Raw genomic sequence first — 17468 nt, 5'->3', positions numbered from 1 at the left:
TCGGACGGACATTGTCGAACCGGTTCGATAGTGCTGGGCCGGGAAGCTAGCACCGCGGAAATCCGGCGGCAATACCTCTGACGCAGACAGTCGTGTCAGCTCACCCTGGATTCCAGGGGCGTTACGAGAAGCGCGGCGCGAGGTGTTGACAGCCGCCGGGGTTGTTCCTACCTTCACTTCACGCGAACCGGTTCGATGACCGGCTGTCGCCGCTACGCAACATCGAACCGGTTCGATCCAGCTCGACCCAGCCAAGGAGTGCCCGTGAACATCGGTGAGATCGCCCGGCGGGCCGGTGTCTCGCGGAGCACCGTGTCCTATGCGCTGAGCGGCAAGCGTGCCGTGTCGGAGGACACCCGCCGGAAGATCCAGCGCGTCATCGACGAACTGGGCTACCGGCCCAATGCCAGTGCGCGCGCCCTGGCCAACGGCCGGACCGACACGATCGGCCTGGTCTTCCCGCCGGCCGGCAACCACTACACCGGTATGCAACTCGACTTCATCGGCAGCGTGGTGGAGGCCGCCGCGGCCCACGACTACGACGTGCTGCTGTCACCCAGCGGCGTCGACAGCGACCGCTCGTTCCAGCGGATGCTGGGGGAGCGGAGGGTCGACGGCGCGATCCTGATGGAGATCAGACTGGAGGACGACCGGGTCGATCACCTGGCCGCCCTCGGCTTCCCCTCCGTCGCCATCGGCCGCACCGCGCATCCCGAGGGCACCTGGTGGGTCGGCCTTGACCACACCGCGCTGGCGGCGGCGTGCGTGCATCACCTCGCGGACCTCGGCCACCGCAGGGTCGCCTTCGTCAACCGTCCCGAGCAGTTGCTGCGGGCCGGATACGAGTCCGCCCACCACGGACTGGACGGCTTCACCAAGGCCGCGGCCGAGCGCGGGCTGACCGTGCGGACGTACTGCTGCGGGGACGACGCCGCGTCAGGCCAGGCGTGCCTGGAACAGATCCTGCACGAGGACCCGGCCACCACGGCCCTGGTCACCCTCAACGAGGCCGCGCTCGGCGGCCTGTACCGGGGCCTGGCCCAGGCCGGCCGTCATGTACCGCGCGACTTCTCCGTCACCGGGGTCGTGGCCGGCCGGTGGGCGGAGACGGTGACCCCGCAGCTCACCGCGGCGGACGTACCGGCGGAGGAGATGGGCCGGCACGCCGTCGACCTCCTCGTCGAACGGATCGACCGGCCCGACGCACCGCCCCGGCACCACCTGCTCGTACCGCCGATCTCGCTCCGCGCCAGTACGGGGCCCGGTACCGGTACGGCCTCCACCGAGGCGCGCTGACCTCGACCCCCGACACCACTCTCTGATCACGGTTCACGGGCGTACTCCCCCCTCGCCGTGGCTGTTCGGCATGCCCGCTTCCCCCCTCGTCACCCTCCCTCGGCACACCCGTGCCAAAAACGAAGGAACGCGCAATGCACAGCTCCGTCAGACGACTCCGCCTCACCGCCGCGACCGTGACGGTCCTCGCCGTCGCCGGCACCGCGACCGCCTGTTCCTCCGGTTCGGGCAGCACCGGCACCAAGGCCGCCGACACCGGCACGTACACGATCTGGGACCCCTACCCGCAGTTCGACAAGACCTCCGCGTGGACGAAGCTGCTCGACACCTGCGGCACGAAGGCCGGGGTGAAGATCAAGCGGACCGCGTTCGACACCGGCGACCTGGCGAACAAGGCGCTGCTGGCCGCCCAGCAGGACAACTCCGCCGACGTGCTCATCGTCGACAACCCGGTGGTGTCGACCCTGGCCGAGGCCGGCGTCCTCACCACGACCGCCGACAACAAGCTGGACACCTCGAAGGTGAACCCCAACCTCCTGGCCGCCGGACAGTCAGGCGGCAAGACCTACGGCATGCCGATCGGCGCCAACACCCTCGCCCTCTACTACAACAAGGCGGTGCTGAAGCAGGCCGGCGTCGACATCGCCTCGGTCAAGGACTGGAAGTCGCTCACCGCCGCGCTCGCGAAGGTCAAGAAGGCGGGCAAGAAGGGCATCACGTTCTCCGCGATCGGCACGGAGGAGGGCACCTTCCAGTTCCTGCCCTGGTTCTGGGGCTCGGGCGCCGAACTGACCGCGCTCGACTCCGGCAAGGCGGTCTCCGCGCTCACGCTGTGGCAGGGCTGGCTGAAGAACGGCTACGCCCCGAACTCGGTCCTCAACAACACCCAGACGACCAGCTGGCAGGAGTTCGCGACCGGCGACTACGCGTTCAGCGAGAACGGCACCTGGCAGCTCGCCAACGCCAAGAAGGCCGGCTTCGAGTACGGGGTCGTCCCGGTTCCCGCCGCCGACGGCGGTAGCGCGGCAGCCCCGACCGGCGGAGAGTTCGTCACTGTCCCGGTCCAGGGGAAGACCGCCCGCTACGCGACATCACAGAAGATCGTGACCTGCCTGACCAGTACCGAGAACCTCCTCGACACCGACACCACGCTGTCGTACGTGGCGCCCACCACCGAGGTCCAGGACAAACAGGTGGCCGCGAACGCCGAGTTGAAGCCCTGGGTCGACGCGGTCAAGGCGGCCAAGGGACGCACCAGCGACGACCTGGGCACCAAGTACCCGAAGATCTCGGAGCAGTTGTGGAAGGCGGTCCAGTCCGCGCTCAGCGGCTCGAAGTCGCCGAAGGACGCGCTGTCCGCCGCCCAGTCGGCCGTCAAGTAACCAGAGACCAGGGCCAGTTGATGAGCCACATGACCCAAGTGCCACAACGGCGGCCCGTGCGCCACCACGGCGGAACGGCCCCCACCGCACCGCCCCGGGCACGGCGTCGCCCCACCTCCCAGCAGTGGGCCGCCTGGGGCTTCCTCACCCCGGTGACCCTCTACCTCGTCCTCTTCTACGCCTATCCCCTCTACCGCAACATCGACCTGAGCCTGCGCAACTACACGGTCCGGTCCTTCGTCCAGGGCGACGCACCCTTCACGGGCCTCGCCAACTACCGCACGGTCCTGGACGATCCGACCTTCGCCCCGGCCCTGCTCCACACCGTGGTCTTCACCACCGTGTGCCTGGTCTTCCAGTACGCCATCGGCCTGGCCCTCGCGGTCTTCTTCAACCAGCGCTTCCGGCTCTCCGCGACCTTGCGAGCCCTCTTCCTCGTGCCCTGGCTGCTCCCGCTGATCGTGTCGGCGTCCACCTGGTCGTGGATGCTCAACAGCGACTCCGGTGTCGTCAACGCCGTCCTGCACGCTGTCGGCATCGGAGCGGTCAACTGGCTTACCGCACCGGGCTGGTCGCTGGCCTCGGTCATCATCGCGAACATCTGGATCGGCGTCCCGTTCAACCTGGTGGTCCTCCACAGCGGCCTCCAGTCCATCCCCGCGAGCCTCCACGAGGCCGCCGCCCTCGACGGCGCGAACGCCTGGCAGCGGTTCTGGCGGATCACCTTCCCCCTGCTCCGCCCGGTGTCCGCGATCACCCTCCTCCTCGGCCTCGTCTACACCCTCAAGGTCTTCGACATCATCTGGATCATGACCAAGGGCGGCCCGGCCGACTCCTCGACCACCTTCGCCACCTGGTCCTACCAGCTCGGCTTCGGCAACCTCCTGCCGGCCTTCGGCCCGGGAGCGGCCGTAGGAAACCTGCTGGTGGTCGCCGCGTTGGTGTTCGGCCTGGTCTACGTCCGGGTCCAGCGGAAGCAGGCACTGTCATGAGCGGCACCGTCATCGACCGACGTACCGACCGCACGTGGTGGCAGACGGCCATCGGCGTCCTGTTCACCGCGGTGATGCTCTTCCCGGTCTACTGGATGCTCAACGTGTCCTTCACCCGCGACCAGGACATGCGCAAGAGCCCGCCCGATCTGATCCCTTTGCACGGCACGCTGGAGGGCTACCGAGCCGTCCTGGACCAGCAGTTGCCCTACCTCGGCACCAGCCTCGTCATCGGTCTGGGCACGGTCGTCGTCACCGTGGCACTGGCGGCGCCCGCGGGCTACGCACTCGCCAAACTCCGCCCACGCGGCGGCGGTGTCCTCAGCTTCCTCTTCCTGGTCGCCCAGATGATCCCCGGCATCATCATGGCGATGGGCTTCTACGCCATCTACCTCAGCCTCGGCCTGCTCCAGTCGGTGCCGGGCCTGATCGTCGCGGACTCCACACTGGCCGTCCCGTTCGCCGTGCTGATCTTCACCGCGTTCATGTCCGGCATCCCCGGCGAACTCCTCCAGGCCGCGAAGACGGACGGCGCCGGACCCGTGCGCACCTTCTGGTCGATCGTGCTGCCCATGAGCCGCAACGCCGTCGTCACGGTGTCGCTGTTCGCGTTCCTGTGGTCCTGGTCCGACTTCGTCTTCGCCAGCACCCTCGCCAACGGCGGCTCCCACGAACCGATCACCCTCGGCATCTACCACTACATCGGCAACAACAACCAGGAGTGGAACGCCATCATGGCGACCGCCGTCGTGGCCTCGCTGCCCGCCGCGGTGATCCTCGTCCTCGCCCAGCGCTACGTCGCCGCGGGCGTGACGGCCGGCGCCGTCAAGGACTGACGGAACGTCATTTTTCCGCTGTAGAAACCCTGTTGAGAAACGAGTCACGCCTCCATGACCGTCGCCTGCTCCGGCCCGGCCTTCTCCGTCCACGACATCCCGTTCAGCACGTACGGATCCTGGTTCGGTATCTCTCCCGTGCTCGCGGAGAGGACCCGCGCCGAGGACCTCCATCTCGTCTCGCACCAGAACGGCATGCACGCCGTCCTGAGCATCGTCCCCCTCGACCCGGTGACAGGGGAGAGGGCCAGGGTTCACCCGCAGGCGACACCGGCCCTGCTCAGCTGGACCGGTGACGGCGGGCGCGTCGACCTCGCCTACGAGTCGCCGGACACCGTGCGGCTGCGGGGTACTGGTCTCGGGCTGCAAGTCGGCGCGGCGGCAGGGGAGTTGACTCCGTTCAGCGGCACGTACTTCTTCCACGACCCCGTGGCCGACGCGCACGTCTTCACCTCCTATGAGACCGGACGGCGCTACCGGATCACGGTCCTGTCCGGCGGCGTGACCGACAGCGCCGGTGCTCAGACGCTGGGCCGTGCCGGTCGTGGTGTCACGATCGGCGCGGGTGCCGACGGTGTCTGGGAGGCCGCCGTGGAAGAACTCGACACGGCGCGACCCCCGTACGCCTCCCTGGCGACGTTCGACGAGGTGGTCACCGCCGTCCGGCGCTCCTTCGAGGCCTTCGCCGACACGGTGGCGCCCTGGCGCTCGCCGGACACCCCGGCCGCCGAACTCGCCGCGTACGTGCTGTGGTCCGCGACCGTGCGCCCGGCCGGACTTGTCACCCGGCCCGCCGTGCTGATGTCGAAGCACTGGATGGACAAGGTGTGGAGCTGGGACCACTGCTTCAACGCCCTTGCCCTGGCGCCCGGTTCACGCGGGCTCGCCCTGGACCAGTTCTCGCTGCCCTTCGACCACCAGGACGAGACCGGCGCGCTGCCCGACTCGGTGACCCACTCCGAGATCCTCTACAACTTCGTCAAGCCCCCCATCCACGGCTGGGCACTGGGCCGCCTGCGCCGACGACTGCAAGAGCCGCTCGCCGAGGCAGAGTTGACCGAGGTCTACGACCGACTCGCCCGCTGGACGGACTTCTGGCTCACCATGCGACGCGCACCGGGGTCCGCCCTCCCGCACTACCAGCACGGCAACGACAGCGGCTGGGACAACGCCACCACCTTCGACCCCGAGCGCGTGATCGTCAGCGCCGACCTGGCCGCCTTCCTCATCCTCCAGCTGCGCGAACTCGCCGTACTGGCCGACGAGTTGGGACTCCCGGACGACAGGCGCAAGTGGACGCGGACGGCGGACGCGACGCAGGCGGCGCTGTTCGACGAGCTGTGGACCGGAGACCGGTTCGTCGCCCGGTCGGCACACGGCGGGGTCACCTGGACCAGCTCCAGCCTGCTCGACCTGATGCCCGTCGTGCTCGGCGAGCACCTGCCCGAGCACATCGGCGACGCGCTGGCCGAACGCATCGAGGCCCACCTCACCGCGCACGGCCTCGCCACCGAACTGCCCACCTCACCGCACTACTTGGCCGACGGCTACTGGCGCGGCCCGATCTGGGCCCCGTCCACCGTCCTGATCGAGGACGGCCTGCGCCGCGCAGGACACGACCGTCTCGCCGACGAGATCAGCGACCGATTCCGGGCGCTGTGCGAGACCTCAGGTTTCGCCGAGAACTTCGACGCCCTCACCGGCGCGGGCCTGCGCGACCGCGCCTACACCTGGACCGCCAGCAGTTATCTGCTCCTCGCCGAGGCCCACGAGCTGAGGCGCGCCGAGGCCACGGAGGCCGTCGGCTGACAGACCCCCTGGGCGAGCCGCGCCCAGGAAGTTCCCCCTTCGGGAGACCCGCACATGCGCATATCTCGCTTCCTTTCCCCAGCCGGACGCACCGGCAGACCACCCGTCCCGAGAGGCCGCAGGACCGCCGTGGCCGCGGCGATCCTCGCCTCGTTCGCCGCCCTCACGCTCCCCGCGACCACGGCCCACGCCGCCGACACCTCCGTCACCGTCGACTTCGCCACCGCCGGGGGCGCCCCCACGTACCACGCCTCCGGGATGATCTACGGGATGACCCCGGACGGCTCGCTGCCGCAGGACCACTTCTTCACCGACATCAAGTGGCACTTCATGCGGGCCGGCGGCGCCCAGCTCAACAGCGGCGGCTACGCCACCAGCCTCGCCGACTACCAGACCCGATGGGCCTCGACTCTCGCCCAGTACAAGCGAACCGCAGCCCTCGGCGGCACCTTCGTCCTGCTCCCGCACGACCTGTGGGGCGCCGACGGCACCACCAGTCAGGGCTGGCCCGGCGACAACGGCGACTGGACGCAGTTCGACGCCTTCGTCACCCAGCTCATCAGTGACGTCAAGACCAACAACATGACGGTCCAGTGGGACCTGTGGAACGAGCCCGACGGCAGCGGCTTCTGGGGCGCCTCGCAGAGCCAGTACCTCGCGATGTGGTCGCGCTTCTACGCCAAGGTGCGCGCCGCCTTCCCCGCCCAGCTCATCGTCGGCCCGAGCATCGCGGGCCAGCCCAACTCCTCCAACAGCTGGTGGACGACGTACCTGACCTACGTCAAGGCGAACAACGTCGCCCCCGACATCTACAGCTGGCACGACGAACCCGGCGACCCCGCCACCGACGTCGGCCGCGCCAACTCCACCCTCGCGGCAGCCGGGTTGACCAACACCCGCGCCTACCAGATCAACGAGTACGCCACCCTGTCCATGCAGTCACCGGGCGGCGGCGCCTGGTTCATCGGCCGCCTGGAACGTGCCGGCGCCGACGGCCTGCGCGGCAACTGGGCCTCCGGCACCGCACTGCACGACAACGAGGCCAACCTCCTCACCAAGAACAGCGCGGGCCAATACCTGCCGCTGGGCGAGTGGTTCATGTACCGCTACTACGGCTCGCAGACCGGCAACATCGTCAAGCTCACCGCCGGCACGGGTGCTGACGGTCTGGCCACCAAGGACAACTCGGCAGGAAACGCAAAGGTGTTGCTCGGCAGCAGCGGCAACACCGGGACCGTCACCGTCAATCTGACCGGGCTCAACACCACGTCCGTCGTGGCGAACAGCCAGGTCCGCGCCGTCGTTCAGCGCATCCCGTACAACAGCGGGGCCGCCGTCACCGGCCCGGAGACCATCGCCGACACCACCCTCACGGTCAGCGGCAACTCCGCCTCGGTGAGCCTCCCTTGGACGAACGCCAAGGACGGCTACACCGTCACCCTGCTGCCCCCGTCCAACACCACCGTCTCCACGGTCGCCGTCAGCCAGAACAGTGGCCAGTGCCTGGACGACACAGGGGTCAGTACCGCCAACGGCACGCAGTACCAGCAGTACTACTGCGAGGGCGGCTACCAGCAGATGCTCGACCTCAAGCCGGTCGCCGGTACGGCCAACACCTACACGGTCGTCAACGAGTTGAGCGGCAAGTGCCTCGACGTCTCGGGCGCGTCGACCGCCGACGGCGCCGCCGTCATCCAGTACACCTGCAACGGCGCCACCAACCAGCAGTTCACCCTCAACCCCGTCACCGCGCTCGGCAACAGCCACGACTACCAGCTGGTCGCCGTCCACAGCGGCAAGTGCGTCGACGTCACCGGCGTCTCGACCACCGCCGGTGCGCTGGTCCACCAGTGGACCTGCGACGCGGCGAGCGTACTGAGCACCAAGAAGAACCAGATCTGGCGACTGCTCGGCAAGAGCTGACCGCTGTCACGTACGACGATGTGGAGGGGCAGCTCACATGCCCCTCCACATCGCTCGCCCGGAACGGATCGTGCTGCGCATCGGGACGCCGACGGCTATACATCGAGCGTATACGTCATGTGTATAGTACGCGGGCATGGCTACCACAACCGCGTCCCGACGCGACGCCCCTGCCACCGTCCTCGCTGCGACCGTGGGCTTCGGGCTGCTGCTCGGCTGGGCCACGTACGACCTGCACGGGTCGTCACCCCTGCTGGAGCGGGCGACCAACTCGGTGTCCACCTGGATCATCTGGACCGCGGTGGCCGGTGCGCTGATCCGCGCCCGGCAACTCGCCGTCTGGGGCGGTGCGTTGATGATGCTCGCCACCTGCGGCGGCTACTACGGGGCGTCCGCGCTCGGGGACACCTTCGGAGCCGGAGGGCTCGGAACCGCCGCGGTGTGGTCGGTGGCCGGCGTGGCCGGAGGACCGCTCCTGGCATGGGCCGGCTGGACGGTGCGCCGTGGACAGGGGGATGTACGGGCCGTGGCCGGGGCGGCCATACCGATGGTGGTTCTGGGGGAGCGCTCTGGCTGGGGCTGGCGCTCCACTACTGGGGAGAGGCGGCCGTCTTTCTGACCGTCGGAGCGCTGATCACCGTTGTCCTGACCGTCTGTCTGGCGCGCTCCGGGGTGCGCCGCCACTGGCTGTGCGCCGTGCTCGCTCCCGTCGGTGGTCTCGCCTTCTACCTCGCCGAGGACGGCATCCTCAACGGCCTGCTCGGCTCAGTGTGAATCCGGCGGACGGAGACGTCGGCGCGCGACTCCAGCCCGGCGTTGTCCGCACCGCCCACCGACTTCGGTCGCGTCGACGCGCGCCCAAAGTCGGTGGAGGGCTTGTGGCCTGCTCTGTTACGGTCCTGGGGCCGGCCGCGGGACTCCGGCGCGACTTCCGGAACCTGCCTATGAAGCAATGATTCGCAGCTCGTGCCCCCATTCCCCGGCCGGCGTCCACACCCATGGGGGACGACGGGGGAAGAGTCGGATGGATTCGTACAGGGACCTCATCGCGGCCGACGACGTCCTGCTCTTCGTCAACGCGGCGATCACCTCCACCGGCCAGCGCGAGTTCCACAGCGACGCGGGCGAGCAGCGACTGTCCCTGGACTTCCTCCACGCGTACATGCTGGGGAACTACCGGGACCTGTACGCCGGGGTTCTCGCACTCGACATCAACGACCACAACGCTGTCCTGGTCATCCGGCACCTGCTGGAGACGGCCGGTGAGGCCACCGCCGACCAGCGGCGCAGCGAGGGCCGGCTGATCGCGGGCCGGCTGACGACCCTGCCGCCGCAGCGCGTGTACGGACTGTTCGACGCCCTGCGCCGGGCCCGGGTCAACAACCGTCGCAGTCGCGCCATCATGCGCGACTGGCTGGCCGCGCGCCCGGATGCGGCGTTCGACGCCGTGAAGTACCGCGGCGGCCTCAAGCGAGCCCTCCGCCACGCCCATCTCGCCCCCGCCACCGAGGAGTTGGGGGCGTTCGTCTTCGCGCCGCACACCCGCAAGCACTACGAGACACCGCTCCTGGAGGCCTGGCGCCGTGCCCACTACGAGCAGGGAGCGCTGTACGAGCTGCCCTACACCGCCGCCGAGGGCTTCGCCGCACGGCACGACATCCCCCGGAAGGTGTTCCTGGAGCGCATAGCCCCGCGGATGACCCGCCTGGAGACCCTGCGGCTGCGGGACTCCGCGCAGCGGATCGGCGCCACCGGGACACCGGTCGACCTCGCCAGGATGCCGCTGACCCGGTTGGCGACCTATGTGCTCTCGCTGCCGGTCGAGGAACGTGTGCGCCGGCGCGCCGAGTTGACCCATGCCCTGGAATCGGCGGCCGGGCGCGTCGCCGGACCGCACCGGGGGAGCTGGGGCAAGGTCACCGCCGTACTGGACGACAGCTTCTCCACCTTCGGCTCGGTCCACAAGCGACGTCGGCCACTGGCCGTCGCCCTGGCCTGCCACCACCTGCTCGCGGCCCTCGCCGACGACTACACCCCACTCTGGACATCCGGGCGGACCGACGCGCTGCTGGCCCGTCCGTACGGGCCGACGCCCCTGGGCCGCCGGATCCTGGACGCGCTCGACACCGCGCCGTCCCGACTGGTGATCGTCTCCGACGGCTGGGACAACGCGCCTCCCGGCCTGGCCGGTGAGGTGCTGCGCGTCTTCAGGACCCGGCTCGACCCCGAGCGCCGCACCAGCATCGTGCACCTCAACCCGGTCTACGACGCGGCCGACTTCGACGTACGCCGACTGTCCCCGACCGTGCCCACCGCCGGTGTCCGCGACGCCGAGGACCTTCCCGCACTCGTGGAACTCGCCCAGTTCGCCGAAGGCCGCACCGGGTTGGCCGAACTCATCACCTACCTCGACACCCGGGCCACCCGCATGCTCGACGCCACCCACCAGGAGCCGGCGCGATGACCACACTCGACCTCACCGGCCTGACCACCCGCCCCTCCCAGATCTGGGGCGGCGTCCGCCTCGTACCGCTCGTCCGCGACGAGCCCGTAGTGGACCTCCGTCTGCACGCACGGCTCTACAGCGACGCGGTCGGCCTCGTCGAGGTCGGCCCGCGACAGGCCTACATCTCCTACGTCCCGCACGGCTTCGTCGCCACCTGGACCGGAGACGGCACACCGGCAGCCGCCTACGGCACCCAGCTCTCCGCCGACGGCGACTCGGTGCCCACCGCCACGATGGGCCTGCGCATCCATCGCCGAATGGCCCGCCGCCAGGCCAAGGACCGGCTGCGGTTCCTCCCCATGCACCTCGCCCTGGAGGGCTACCTGGCACTGCACTTCGGCGGCCCCTCGATCGCCTGGGAGGAATGGTCCCAGCGCGCGATCCGCCAAGGACTGTCCCCGCGCGTCGAGGAGGCCTACGCGGGCGCCGAAGTGCGCGGCCTCGCCGACGCGTTGCGCGTCTTCGAGATCCACCCCGGCCAGTGCGGCGTGCTGGTCTATGTCTCGGACGCGTTGGCGGCCGCGTTCGTGGTCCCGCATCCCGACGACTACCGGGCGCTGCACGCCTCGCTCCTCCAGGACCTGTACGGCGAACTGATCCACCACTACGCGCTGTTGATGCCGCCGGTCCAGGACTTCCGAGCCCGCGTCCCCGACACGGAGATCCGCTCCCTGGCCCAACTGCGCACCGCTGTCGCCGAACAGGAGGACTCCTGGGCGCAGTTCCACGACACCACCATGGCGACGGAACTGCTGAAGCAGGAGCTCACCTGGCAGTCGGTCCACCGGATGGGGCGTTTCACCCTCGCGCGCTTCCTGCCGCAGTTCCGCCCCAAGCAGGGCAACCACATCGGCGAGGCCATCACCGACGACAGCGGCCGGATCGCCTACCTCAAGACGTTTCGGCTGTCGGAGAGCCAGGTCCGCCGCGGACACCTCCTCAGCAGGCTCGCCGCCCATGACTGGCACCTGGCGGACACCGCGGCCGAACTCGGCCTCAGCGACGACCAGTTGGGGCTGCGGCTGGACTCCGCAGGCTTCGGCTTCCTGCTCCGCCAGGACGTCCTGGACGGATACCGCAAACAGCGACGAACCTGATGGGGAGGGCCATGCCTACCGGTGCGCCGTATAGACGGTCGCCGTCATCGGCGCGGTCACACGGCCGGTGCCGAGCCGGTCCGTCATCTTCCGCGTGACGGCGGCCTGAAGGGCCTGCGCGTCCTCGCGGGCCTCCACGGCGGCGCTCACCGGTGTGCCGGTGAGGAAGCCGGTGGCGACGGAGGCCGCGGACTCCGCCACGCCTTCCAGCGTGACCTCCTCGGCGGCGGCCAGGGTGAGTCCGGCGGCCGTGAGGTCCGCGGTGACGACGGCCGGGTCGGCGTAGCCGTGGGGCACGTCCTTCAGGAACGGGGGCGCCCCGTCGGGCATGGACTGCTCCAGGGCGGTCTGGAAGGCGGCCCCGAATCCGTGCGAGGCCAGCGGGCCCCAGCTGTTGAACAGGAACCGTCCCCGCGGGGCCAGGACCCGGCGCACCTCGGCGTAGGCGGCGGGCCGGTCGGGGAAGAACATCACCCCGAACTGGCACACCACGAGGTCGAAACTGCCGTCCAGGAAGGGCAGATCCTGGGCGTCCGCCTTGCGCCAGTGCGCGCGCGGTTCCCGTGCCGAGCCCGCGATGACCATCGCTTCGTTGAGGTCGGTCGCCACCACCGAGGCCGTGGGCACCGCGGTGAGCAGGGCCGAGGTCAGTGCCCCGGTTCCGGCGGCGAGTTCCAGGACCGTACGGGGCCGCAGCGCTGCCGCCCTGGCGGCCAGGTCGAGGGCGAAGGGCCGGAAGAAGACCGGCACCAGGTGACGTTCGTAGGCATCGGGCATGGACCGTGTCCACCGCCGGTTCGCATCGTCTGTGCTCACCCGACAGACACTAGCCCCGAGGGAACGCCGACGGCGGACAGCCACGGGCACGGGCTCGTGACCTCTTCGAGTGACAGCTCGCCGTTCGCCACCGCACCCCCTGCGCGGTACGCGACTCTCGACCCGTGTGCGATCGACGTGCGCGCCGTGCGCGAACGACCGTGGCCCGGCCCCGCACCTGGGGTGCCGGGCCGGGCCGCCGTTCAGAGGCTCCAGCTCTGGCTCTTCGCTCCGTTGCAGCTCCACATCACCAGGAGCTGGCCGTTGCCGGAGCGGCCCGCCAGGATGTCGAGGCACTTTCCGTTCATCCGGCTGCGGAGCTCGCTGCCGCTCCAGTACCACTTCTGGTTGCTGCCGCCGTTGCAGTCCCAGAGGTCCACCGACGCCTGGTCACCGGGATTGGAACCGTAGATCTCCAAACACTTGCCGTTCATGCTCGAACGGATCTGCTCGCCGTCCCAGCGCCACTGCTGGTTGGTGTTGCCGGTGCAGTCCCACGTCACGGTGGAGGCGCCGTTCTCGTTGTGGAACATGAAGATGTCGGCGCACCGCTCGTCCAGGTGGGACGTGAGCATGGGTGCCGCGGCGTGGGCCGGCGGGGCCGTCAAGGCACCGCCGATCGCGAGCCCGATCGCTGCCAGGAGCGGTACCAGTCGTTTCGTGGCCTTCATGTTGTTCCTCCGCGAGGTCGGTGCGCGGTTGCGCTGAACCATGGCTATCCGTCGCGCGTTGTCCGGCGCCGGGCCGTCGACGCCGGACATCAACGGCCGGACAACCGGGGCCCGTCGGCGCCCCGGAAGGCCTCGGGAGGGGAACGGCATGCCACGCGCCGAACGGCCGCTTGACCTGGACGGCGGTCCACTGACGTGCTTCGCGGCCGACCTGCGGAGACTGCGTGAGAAGGCGGGCGGACCGCCGTACCGGACGATGGCCAAGCAGGCGCACTACTCGTCCACGACGCGGCCGGCGGACGCACGTTCCCGAGCCTGGGCGTGACGCTCGCCTATGTCGAGGCGTGCCAGGGCGAGCGCCGTGCGTGGGAGTCCCGCTGGCATGCCGTCGCCGCCGAGCTCGCCGCGAGCGCGAAGGGCGGCGAGCCCCGCGAGGACCGCGGACCGAGCACGCCGTACGCCGGGCTGTCCGCGTTCCAACCGGAGGACGCCGACCGGTTCTTCGGGCGCGAGCGGCTGACCGAAGAAGTCCTCGCGCGTGTACGAGACCGCCGGTTCCTCACGGTCTTCGGGCCCTCCGGATCGGGGAAGTCCTCGCTGCTGCGGGCGGGACTCGTCGCTCGCGCGCGGGCCTCGGGCCGGCCGGTGCTGCTCCTCACGCCGGGCCCCCACCCCCTGGAGGAGTGCGCCGTCCGCCTGGCCGCGCTGACGGGCGAGGCACCCGGCACGCTCCTCACCGAACTGCGCGACGACCCCGAGGCGCTGCACCTGCGCATCCGGCAGGCCACCGTCGACCGCGCACCGGACATCGACACCCTGATCGTGGCCGACCAGTTCGAGGAGGTCTTCACCCTCTGCCGGGACCGGGCCGAACGCGACGCGTTCATCGCCCTGTTGACCACCGCCACCACCGCGCCGACCAGCCGGACCCGGGTGGTGCTCGGCGTGCGCGCCGACTTCTACGGCCACTGCGTCCAGGATCCCCGGCTGGTCGAGGCCATGCGCGACGCGCAACTCGCCGTCGGCCCGATGAGCAGCCAGGAGCTGCGCGAGGCCATCACCCGGCCCGCCAGGCTCGCCGGCTGCACGGTGACCGGCCCGCTGCTCGCGGCTGTCGTCGCGGACGCGACCGGTCAGCCGGGCGCGCTGCCCCTGGTCTCGCACGCGATGGTGGAGACCTGGCGCCGCCGCAGCGGCAGCCGCCTCACCCTCGACGGATACCTCGCGGCCGGCGGCATCCAGCACGCGCTCGCGCAGACCGCCGAGACCGCCTACCGGGCGCTGTCGCCGCTGCGGCAGGATCTCGCCCGATCCCTGTTCCTGCGGCTGACCGCGCTGGGCGACGGCACCGAGGACACCCGGCGCCGTATCACCCCGGACGAACTGGACCCGGGCCCCGACACCGCCTTCGTGCTCGAATCCCTCGCCGGGCAGCGGCTGGTGACCCTGGACGAGCGGTATGTCGAGATCACCCACGAGGCGATCATCCGGTGCTGGCCGAGGCTGCGCGGCTGGCTGACCGAGGACCGGGAGCGGCTGCTCCTGCACCGCCAACTCACCGAGGCGACCGCCGGCTGGGAGGCGCACGGCCGCGATCCGCACGCCCTGTGGCGAGGGGCCCGCCTGTCCGCCGCGCTGGACCTGGTCGCCGCGGACGCCGGCCGACTGACGTGCAGGGAACGGAGTTTCCTCGACGCGAGCAGCGACGCGCAGGCCGGCGAGTTGGCGGCGGTCCGACGGCGGACGGTCCGCCTGCGTCAACTGGTCACGCTGCTCACCGTGTTGGTGCTCACCGCGGTCACCACCGGTGTGCTGGCGGTCGGTTCACGCAACTCGGCCGTACGACAGCGCAATGTGGCCGTCGCCCGTAAGGTCGCCACGGACGCGGCCGAGCTGCGGCAGCAGAACCCGGCGCTGGCCGCGCAGTTGAACCTGGCCGCGTACCGGCTGGCCCCCACGGCCGACGTCCGCGATCAGTTCATGAACACCTTCTCCACGCCGTACACGAGCCGCCTCACCGGCCACACCTCCGACGTGGTCTCGACCGCCTTCGCGCCCCGGAACTCGCTGCTGGCCACCGCGAGTTGGGACCGCACGGTCCGCCTGTGGGACGTGCGTGACGCCCACCGGCCGGTCCGACTGGCGGTCCTGCGGCAGCCCTGGCGGATGCTGTCGGTCGCGTTCGGGCAGGGCGGTCGCGTCCTGGCGACGGCGGGCGAGGGGTCGGTGCGGCTGTGGGACGTGACGGACCGGCGGGCGCCCGCCGCGCTGAGCACCCTGCCTGATCAGCCGGGCGCGCCGATGTGGGTGGCGTTCCGTGCGGCCGGCGATGTCGTCGCCACCGGCCACACCGACGGCGTGACCCGGCTCTGGAACGTACGGGATCCCCGCCGTCCCCGACGGCTGGCCACCCTCACCGGCCACACCGGCCCGGTCACCTCGGCGGCGTTCAGCCCGGACGGGCACACGCTGGTGACCACCGGCGACACCACCGCCAGGCTGTGGGACGTCACCGATCCGGCCGCTCCGCGTCCACTCGACGTGCTGCGCGGCCACACCGACACCGTGACCTCGGCGGCGTTCAGCCCGGACGGCCGGACCGTGGCGACCGGCAGCTGGGACCACACCGCACGGCTCTGGCCCCTCGGCGACGGCGGTTCCCGGACGCGGCGGCCACCGACCGTCCTGCTCGGCCATACCGCGATCGTCTGGTCGGTGGCGTTCGGCCCCGACGGACGCACCCTCGTCTCGGTCGGCGGATCCACCCTGTTCTGGGACCTCACCGAACCGGCCCGTCCCCGGCGCGTCAGCGCGCTTCCCGGTGGGGCCTACCAGGCCGCGTTCAGTCCGGACGGCCGCGTGCTCGCCGACGCCGACCGACTGCTCGACCTGCGGGACCTGTCGCTCGCGACCCACGACGACGTCGTCACCTCCCTCGCGTTCGCTCCCGGCGGCCATGTGCTCGCCAGCGCGAGCTGGGACGGCACCGCACGGCTGTGGCGGGTCAACGGCGGCCGGGCCCTGTGGCCGCTGGCGGTCCTGCGCGGACACACCAAGTTCGTCCGGTCCGTGGCCTTCAGCCCGGACGGGCGCACGCTCGTCACCGCGAGCGAGGACACCACCGTCCGCGTCTGGGACGTGACCGACCCGCGCAGACCCCGGCTCAGATCGGTCGTCCCCTGCGGCGCCGGCGAGGTCGCGGGGGCGGCCTTCGCCCCCGGCGGCCACTTGCTGGCCGTCTGGGCGCAGCACGGGGCCGGCCTGTGGGACCTGACCGACCCCGGCCGTCCCCGGCAACTGAGCCGCCTCGCCGAAGGCGGACCGGATGTCACCATGGCGTCCGTCCGCCCGGACGGCCGCACACTGGTGACGAGCACGGGCACCATCGGCTCCCTGCGGTTCTGGGACATCGGTGAGCCGCGCCACCCCCGCGAACTCCCGTCCCCACTGCGGTCCGAGCCGCTCACCGGCGGCATGTTCAGCCCCGACAACCGGAGCCTGGCCGCGATCCACCGGCCCGACCGAACGGTCTGGCTGATCGACATCGGCGACCTCGGCCACCCGCCGAAGGTGAAGCGGCTACGGGCGTACGGCTCCTGGCTCTACGCGCTGGCCTTCTCCCCGGACGGCCGCCGACTGGTCGCCGGCGCCGCCGACGCCAAGGCCCTGCTGTGGCACGTGGACGGTACGACCGCTCCCGTCGTCCTCGGCGGCCATACGAACCCGGTGCCGGCCGTGGCGTTCGGCCCGCACGCCGACACCCTGGCCACCGGCGGCAACGACTTCACGATCCGGCTGTGGAACACCGACCCGGACAGCGTCGCCGCCCGCGTCTGCGACACCGCGTACCCACGGATCACCAGAGCCGAATGGGCGAGGTACTTCACGGCGACGGACTTCGAACCACCCTGTTCCACCACATGACTTCACCTCTAAGGTCCATACCAGACGCGTCAAGTACTGGAAGAAAGAGCCGAGTCGAGGTGTGTCGTACGGTCGGATCCTGAACGGAATACCGCGGCGATGCCTGGAGTCAACCCGAACTGCCGTGAGTTTGGCTTCAGTTGTTGACGTCGGGCAGCGGCGCGGTTACAACCCGGGGAGAGCGCTCCCAACCCTGAGGAGACTTCCCAATGACGT

General features: G+C 70.5%; 13 protein-coding genes. 11 read left to right on the top strand and 2 right to left on the bottom strand.

What is annotated here, in order from left to right; translation table 11 throughout:
* The first annotated feature begins 264 nt into the window (after positions 1-264).
* The 9 genes from JHN45_RS21315 to JHN45_RS21275 all read left to right on the top strand — a co-directional run bounded on the left by JHN45_RS21315 (position 265) and on the right by JHN45_RS21275 (position 11841).
* Positions 265-1296 (top strand): LacI family DNA-binding transcriptional regulator, encoded by a 1032-nt coding sequence (locus JHN45_RS21315; protein WP_200712257.1) that lies wholly within the window; start codon positions 265-267, stop codon positions 1294-1296.
* Between the two features lie 134 nt (positions 1297-1430).
* Positions 1431-2678 carry an extracellular solute-binding protein gene (locus JHN45_RS21310; protein ID WP_201050065.1) on the top strand — a complete coding sequence of 416 codons (1248 nt, stop codon included), beginning with the start codon at positions 1431-1433 and terminating at the stop codon, positions 2676-2678.
* Between the two features lie 20 nt (positions 2679-2698).
* Positions 2699-3670, top strand: coding sequence for a carbohydrate ABC transporter permease (locus JHN45_RS21305; RefSeq protein WP_201050064.1), 972 nt, complete (start codon positions 2699-2701; stop codon positions 3668-3670).
* Positions 3667-4506, top strand: a complete 840-nt coding sequence (locus JHN45_RS21300; protein ID WP_236583905.1) for a carbohydrate ABC transporter permease — start codon at positions 3667-3669, stop codon at positions 4504-4506. The genes JHN45_RS21305 and JHN45_RS21300 overlap by 4 nt, the downstream gene beginning before the upstream one ends.
* Before the next feature lie 54 nt (positions 4507-4560).
* Complete coding sequence (locus JHN45_RS21295) at positions 4561-6315, top strand: amylo-alpha-1,6-glucosidase (RefSeq protein WP_201050063.1); 1755 nt, start codon at positions 4561-4563, stop codon at positions 6313-6315.
* Between the two features lie 129 nt (positions 6316-6444).
* Positions 6445-8238, top strand: coding sequence for an RICIN domain-containing protein (locus tag JHN45_RS21290; protein ID WP_201050062.1), 1794 nt, complete (start codon positions 6445-6447; stop codon positions 8236-8238).
* A gap of 136 nt (positions 8239-8374) precedes the next feature.
* Positions 8375-8857: a DUF6518 family protein gene (locus JHN45_RS21285; protein ID WP_236583903.1), complete on the top strand. Its 483-nt coding sequence runs from the start codon at positions 8375-8377 to the stop codon at positions 8855-8857.
* Between the two features lie 405 nt (positions 8858-9262).
* The gene (locus JHN45_RS21280; RefSeq protein WP_201050061.1) at positions 9263-10702 is read left to right on the top strand and encodes a hypothetical protein; all 1440 of its coding nucleotides are present in this window, start codon (positions 9263-9265) and stop codon (positions 10700-10702) included.
* Complete coding sequence (locus tag JHN45_RS21275; protein WP_201050060.1) at positions 10699-11841, top strand: hypothetical protein; 1143 nt, start codon at positions 10699-10701, stop codon at positions 11839-11841. Before JHN45_RS21280 ends, JHN45_RS21275 begins: the two co-directional genes overlap by 4 nt.
* A 15-nt stretch (positions 11842-11856) precedes the next feature.
* On the opposite strand, the gene JHN45_RS21270 is transcribed toward JHN45_RS21275, so the two are convergent.
* Complete coding sequence (locus JHN45_RS21270) at positions 11857-12618, bottom strand: class I SAM-dependent methyltransferase (RefSeq protein ID WP_200712265.1); 762 nt, start codon at positions 12616-12618, stop codon at positions 11857-11859.
* A 242-nt stretch (positions 12619-12860) separates the two neighbouring features.
* Entirely contained in the window at positions 12861-13328 is a 468-nt protein-coding gene (locus JHN45_RS21265; protein ID WP_201050059.1) for an RICIN domain-containing protein, read from the bottom strand.
* 148 nt (positions 13329-13476) lie between these two features.
* Between JHN45_RS21265 and JHN45_RS53070 the strand changes: the two genes are divergently transcribed.
* Together JHN45_RS53070 and JHN45_RS54405 are read left to right on the top strand one after the other, a co-directional pair.
* Positions 13477-13653, top strand: a complete 177-nt coding sequence (locus tag JHN45_RS53070) for a hypothetical protein (protein WP_236583902.1) — start codon at positions 13477-13479, stop codon at positions 13651-13653.
* Positions 13650-17252 carry a hypothetical protein gene (locus tag JHN45_RS54405; RefSeq protein WP_307783154.1) on the top strand — a complete coding sequence of 1201 codons (3603 nt, stop codon included), beginning with the start codon at positions 13650-13652 and terminating at the stop codon, positions 17250-17252. Before JHN45_RS53070 ends, JHN45_RS54405 begins: the two co-directional genes overlap by 4 nt.
* Positions 17253-17468: the final 216 nt, after the last annotated feature.

Source organism: Streptomyces sp. MBT53, from assembly GCF_016654115.1.
In the GTDB taxonomy this organism is placed as follows: domain Bacteria; phylum Actinomycetota; class Actinomycetes; order Streptomycetales; family Streptomycetaceae; genus Streptomyces.
The sequence above is the reverse complement of the archived record's forward strand: the minus strand, read 5'-3'. Positions and strand labels throughout refer to the sequence as shown.

What these genes read in the sequence shown, in the direction of transcription:
- JHN45_RS21310 (WP_201050065.1), top strand. Translation starts at nt 1,431, where the DNA reads ATGCACAGCTCCGTCAGACGACTCCGCCTCACCGCCGCGACCGTGACG.
- JHN45_RS21305 (WP_201050064.1), top strand. Translation starts at nt 2,699, where the DNA reads ATGAGCCACATGACCCAAGTGCCACAACGGCGGCCCGTGCGCCACCAC.
- JHN45_RS21300 (WP_236583905.1), top strand. Translation starts at nt 3,667, where the DNA reads ATGAGCGGCACCGTCATCGACCGACGTACCGACCGCACGTGGTGGCAG.
- JHN45_RS21295 (WP_201050063.1), top strand. Translation starts at nt 4,561, where the DNA reads ATGACCGTCGCCTGCTCCGGCCCGGCCTTCTCCGTCCACGACATCCCG.
- JHN45_RS21285 (WP_236583903.1), top strand. Translation starts at nt 8,375, where the DNA reads ATGGCTACCACAACCGCGTCCCGACGCGACGCCCCTGCCACCGTCCTC.
- JHN45_RS21280 (WP_201050061.1), top strand. Translation starts at nt 9,263, where the DNA reads ATGGATTCGTACAGGGACCTCATCGCGGCCGACGACGTCCTGCTCTTC.
- JHN45_RS21275 (WP_201050060.1), top strand. Translation starts at nt 10,699, where the DNA reads ATGACCACACTCGACCTCACCGGCCTGACCACCCGCCCCTCCCAGATC.
- JHN45_RS21270 (WP_200712265.1), bottom strand. Translation starts at nt 12,618, where the DNA reads ATGCCCGATGCCTACGAACGTCACCTGGTGCCGGTCTTCTTCCGGCCC.
- JHN45_RS21265 (WP_201050059.1), bottom strand. Translation starts at nt 13,328, where the DNA reads ATGAAGGCCACGAAACGACTGGTACCGCTCCTGGCAGCGATCGGGCTC.
- JHN45_RS53070 (WP_236583902.1), top strand. Translation starts at nt 13,477, where the DNA reads ATGCCACGCGCCGAACGGCCGCTTGACCTGGACGGCGGTCCACTGACG.